Below are 4441 nucleotides of genomic sequence, written 5' to 3' on the forward strand. Positions count from 1 at the left end.
TTAACGCTAGTAAAAACATTTTGGCCGCAGGGCTTGCGGTGTCAGTCTGTAGAGCGACCATAAGACCAGAACAGAGTAAATCTGTTAAGGCCGGTGCGGAACCCCGCAAGGGAAAGAAGGGGAGTCGGTCGTCGGTGGTCAGCAATAAGCTGTACTGCGTTCAAACCGCGTGGGGGAATTTTAGTACAAATGCTCACCACCCTCTCCCTGCTCCCTGCTCCCTGCTCATAGACAGTCTTAACGAGCAATTTAGATAGTCAACAGCTTACTGCCGATTATTACCTCACCTTGGCGGCGTATTATTGACAATATTGAGAGCATAAAGGCGAAAACGCTCTAGATCGGCTTGCAGGGTTGATTCCACCACTCGACCGAGGAAAAGATTATCCATCAATTTTCCTAACCAACCTGGTATAGCATAGGCTGCTGTCAGTCGCACAATACTCCTACCATGACGGTCATAAAAACGAATGGCCCCGCGGTTAGGCAACCCGTCCACGGATTCCCATTGAATCATCTGGTGGGGGACAATTTTCAGTATCCGTGACAACCAAGTAAATTCTAGACCACCACTGGCTAACTTCCAACGGGAAAGCTCTGGCTCCTCCTCGAGAATTTTCACCGATTCGATCCATTTCATCCACTGGGGCATTTGTTCTAAATCTGACCAGAGCTCCCAAACCAGATCGATCGGCGCGTCCACTTCTACCTGTACACTATGTTCTAACCAAGTCATTCGTTAATTCTGGCGATGCTGAATATTTCTATGATAACGGCTATTAGTCTTTAGCTTTTGACTCAATGATAAAATAAAAACAATCTTCGAGGTTTAATTTTACTATGTTAATCAGAAAACTGCTCGAATGTGAGGAATTCATCGCCGGTGATCATACCCGATTGCGCGAGTTATTGCATCCCGATAAACAGCCGTTAAATCTACGTTATAGTTTAGCCCACGCCCAGGTAGATGTGGGAGAAACTTCTACTCCTCACGCTTTAAAAACGGCGGAAGTTTATTATATTTTGCAAGGACAAGGGGAAATGCACATCGATGAGGAAGTGCAGTTAGTGACTGTCGGTGCTGCCATTTATATACCTCCTCTAGCTAAACAATATATTCATAATTGTGGGGAGGAACCCTTAATTTTCTTGTGCATTGTCGATCCTGCTTGGCGACTAGAAGACGAAATTATCTTTGAGTAAACCTAATGAATATTGGCATTATTGGACTGGGTTTAATTGGTGGTTCCTTGAGCTTAGATTTCCGCTCACAAGGTTATAAAGTTTTGGGAGTTTCTCGTCAACAATACACCTGTGATATCGCTGTACAAAAAGGAGTGGTAGATGAATCTAGCACCAGTTTAGAATTATTAGCTACTGCCGATTTAATCTTTATCTGTACTCCTATACATTTAATTGTGCCAACTTTGGAAAAATTAACTCCCTATTTAAAAACCCAAACCATTGTCACCGATGTGGGATCAGTTAAAGGGGCAATTGTAGCCAATTGTGGCCAATTGTGGCCAAATTTTGTCGGTAGTCATCCCATGGCTGGGAAAACCGAACAGGGAATTAATGCAGCACAATTTGGTTTATTTGTCAATGCCCCATACCTGATTACTCCCCTTGAATCTACCCCTAACTTTGCCGTGGAAATCTTAACTGAAATCGTGCAGAAATTAGGCTGTAAAATTTATTATTCCTCCCCCGAAGAACACGATCGAGCCGTGGCATGGATTTCCCATCTGCCAGTAATGATTAGTACCAGTTTAATCCAAGCTTGTGCGAAAGAACAAGACCTGAATATTCGCCAATTAGCGGAAAATTTAGCTAGTTCTGGTTTTCGCGATACCAGTCGCGTCGGTGGTGGCAATCCCGAATTAGGTTTAATGATGGCTAAATACAATCGTCAAGCTTTATTGATATCTTTAGCAAATTATCGGCAAAATCTTGATCAAATTGTTGACTATATTGCAGGAGAAAAATGGCAGGAAATAGAGGAAATTCTCGTTTCTAGTCATCAATATAGAGCCAATTTTATCCAATAAAATGCCATTTTGCCCAGCAATTATACCACGGCACTGTATCATAGATTTATACTCAGCAACCCAATAAAATGATATGACCACCTTTTTCGACTTTGAAGCCGAATTTGTTGACTCCTTACGTTGTATCCCAATGACCGTGAGAATGAAACTAGATACCTGTGGAGTTAAATTAAAATTATCCCATTGGATGCAGTTGAGTCAACCGGAAAGAATGGTATTAGTTAATATGGCTTGTACGACGGCAGCAGAAGCCAAAATCTATCGAGATTTTCTGCAAAAATTAATCGCCGAAAAAACTGGCAATCCCCCGGAAGAACTAGCAATAGATCCCGATCCTGCTTGGCTAGATGATAGCCAGATTCCCGATACAGTCCGAGAAAAAGCCAGAGAATTCCAGATCGAAATTAGTTTAGAACAATGGCAAAAATTGCCACCATCCCAACGGTTTGCCCTGATTAAACTCAGTCGTCCGGGTCATGAAAATCTCAACTTCTATCCGGCCATGAAAGAGTTCCATATAGTCGATGCCTAACTCAAGAACCTATGCTATATTAAGTTTGTTTCTACCTTACTTTCATGACAAGCAAAAAGGCGATCAAGGCGAGAAATTAGTATTTTATACCAGATCAATCTCGAATTAAACCGGGGGGAAATAGCGGATGATAGCTGGTTTAATTAGTCCCAGCAAAGGTGAGATTTTCTGCCATGGCAAACCTTAACGGGACTTAATAAATAAATTGCAGGAACTCGCTGCTCTGGAACTTGGTCAATTCTCTTAATAAAAATGATAATTAATGAGCATATTCTTGGAAAATAATTATACAGTTTCCAGCCAGTCAAAAACTTGATTCAATTGCGACAAATCGATTAAACCATACTGCCACAGAACCATCGGTAAAGAACCCACTGATGCTTCACAGAGACGCACAGCCATATCGAGGGAACGGGGGGAAATTGCTAATTTTTCCAAGAGGAAAGTGCGGAGTTGTTTTTGTTGATGAGCTTCCATGATTAAGGATCATTGGTAATGATAATCGGATTATTGAATAACTTATCCTCTATTAAAAAGAGATGCTTCCCTCACGGGGATCACCCAATTGGGTGATTTTGTCCACCAATCGGAATAATTTAAGAATTTATCCATAATATGTCCTACTATCCCGAAATTGCTAGTGGGGATATCAACACTTCCTTCACTTAGAAAAACGAGAAAGGGGAACTTTTGGGATAAGCTATTGATAACCTAGTTTTTGCTCGAGTAGGAGAGAATTTCCCTCAATGAGTCATGTTCCTCAAGTTTCCGTGATTATTCCTTGCTATAATCAAGGTCGCTATCTTGATGATGCGATCACATCTGTTTTAGTGCAAACATACCAAAACTTTGAAATCCTGATCGTTGATGATGGATCCACAGAACCAGAAACCATCGAGATTTTACAAAATTATCAACAGCCAAAAACCCGGATCATCCGCACAGAAAATCAAGGGGTTGCCACAGCCAGAAATCTAGGAATTGCCCAAGCGCAAGGAACCTATATTCTTCCCCTTGATGCCGATGATAAAATTGCCGATTCCTATCTAGAAAAAGCGGTTACTTTGCTAGAAGGTAATGAGCAATTAGGGATAGTTTATTGCGAAGCGGAGTATTTTGGGGATAGACAAGGAATTTGGCCGCTGCCTGAGTATAAATTTCCTGATATATTAGTAGATAATATGATATTTTGCTCCGGTTTGTTTCGGAAATCCGACTGGGAAACTGTGGGGGGCTATAATACTAATTTAATTTATGGTTGGGAAGATCACGATTTCTGGCTATCTCTGATCGAATTAGGTCGAGAAGTCTATCGTATCCCGGAAGTGTTATTTTTCTATCGACAAAAAGCTGATTCTATGAGTCGCTCAATGACCGCAGAACACTATATTTATTCCTATACCCAACTTTTTTATAATCATCCCCAACTTTACTCCCAAAATATCCAAGCCATTTTTGCTGCTTTAGTTACCTTAAAAGTCGATATATTCGCTCAGTTGGAACAGGCTAGAGAACGAATTAAACAATTAGAAATTCATGAACAAGAATTGCAACAAGAATTGCAAAAAACCCAATTGGATTATCGAGAAAGAGACGAGGAATTACAAAAAGCTGACAGTAAAATAGCCGCCATGGAAAAAAGTAAATTCTGGCAAATGAGAAGAGTTTGGATTAAAATGCAAAAATTGCTAGGTTTGCTGGAAAAAGACCCAATTTATTCCTAATGGAACTTGAACGCTAAACAAAGATCGAATCGATTATAATCATCACAGATTGACACTCCCCGCTCTAAAGAGACGGGGATTCTTGGTTCACAGAGATTACTTGCTTAGACAGAATTGCTTCTGAAAAAGTAGAGGTA

General features: G+C 40.8%; 6 protein-coding genes. 4 read left to right on the top strand and 2 right to left on the bottom strand.

Going from position 1 to position 4441, the window contains the following annotated elements:
* Nucleotides 1–283: 283 nt before the first annotated feature.
* Complete coding sequence (locus BGL89_RS03125) at nucleotides 284–736, bottom strand: SRPBCC family protein (RefSeq protein WP_272083185.1); 453 nt, start codon at nucleotides 734–736, stop codon at nucleotides 284–286.
* Between the two features lie 104 nt (nucleotides 737–840).
* Here BGL89_RS03125 and BGL89_RS03130 point away from each other — a divergent pair, with 104 nt between their 5' ends.
* The 3 genes from BGL89_RS03130 (at nucleotide 841) to BGL89_RS03140 (ending at nucleotide 2580) form a co-directional block, all read left to right on the top strand.
* Entirely contained in the window at nucleotides 841–1203 is a 363-nt protein-coding gene (locus tag BGL89_RS03130; protein WP_286824396.1) for a cupin domain-containing protein, read from the top strand.
* A 5-nt stretch (nucleotides 1204–1208) separates the two neighbouring features.
* Nucleotides 1209–2048 (top strand): prephenate/arogenate dehydrogenase, encoded by an 840-nt coding sequence (locus tag BGL89_RS03135; protein WP_286824397.1) that lies wholly within the window; start codon nucleotides 1209–1211, stop codon nucleotides 2046–2048.
* A 73-nt stretch (nucleotides 2049–2121) separates the two neighbouring features.
* Nucleotides 2122–2580, top strand: a complete 459-nt coding sequence (locus BGL89_RS03140; RefSeq protein WP_286824398.1) for a nitrate reductase associated protein — start codon at nucleotides 2122–2124, stop codon at nucleotides 2578–2580.
* 285 nt (nucleotides 2581–2865) lie between these two features.
* Here the strand turns inward: BGL89_RS03140 and BGL89_RS03145 are convergent, their stop codons facing one another.
* Entirely contained in the window at nucleotides 2866–3057 is a 192-nt protein-coding gene (locus BGL89_RS03145) for a DUF2949 domain-containing protein (protein WP_286824399.1), read from the bottom strand.
* Between the two features lie 269 nt (nucleotides 3058–3326).
* On the opposite strand from BGL89_RS03145, the gene BGL89_RS03150 reads away from it, so the two are divergent.
* Complete coding sequence (locus BGL89_RS03150) at nucleotides 3327–4304, top strand: glycosyltransferase (protein WP_286824400.1); 978 nt, start codon at nucleotides 3327–3329, stop codon at nucleotides 4302–4304.
* Nucleotides 4305–4441 lie beyond the last annotated feature (137 nt).

The sequence above is a fragment of the Microcystis sp. LSC13-02 genome (assembly GCA_002282935.1).
Taxonomy (GTDB): domain Bacteria; phylum Cyanobacteriota; class Cyanobacteriia; order Cyanobacteriales; family Microcystaceae; genus Microcystis.

What these genes read in the sequence shown, in the direction of transcription:
- BGL89_RS03145 (WP_286824399.1), bottom strand. Translation starts at nt 3,057, where the DNA reads ATGGAAGCTCATCAACAAAAACAACTCCGCACTTTCCTCTTGGAAAAA.
- BGL89_RS03125 (WP_272083185.1), bottom strand. Translation starts at nt 736, where the DNA reads ATGACTTGGTTAGAACATAGTGTACAGGTAGAAGTGGACGCGCCGATC.
- BGL89_RS03130 (WP_286824396.1), top strand. Translation starts at nt 841, where the DNA reads ATGTTAATCAGAAAACTGCTCGAATGTGAGGAATTCATCGCCGGTGAT.
- BGL89_RS03140 (WP_286824398.1), top strand. Translation starts at nt 2,122, where the DNA reads ATGACCACCTTTTTCGACTTTGAAGCCGAATTTGTTGACTCCTTACGT.
- BGL89_RS03135 (WP_286824397.1), top strand. Translation starts at nt 1,209, where the DNA reads ATGAATATTGGCATTATTGGACTGGGTTTAATTGGTGGTTCCTTGAGC.
- BGL89_RS03150 (WP_286824400.1), top strand. Translation starts at nt 3,327, where the DNA reads ATGAGTCATGTTCCTCAAGTTTCCGTGATTATTCCTTGCTATAATCAA.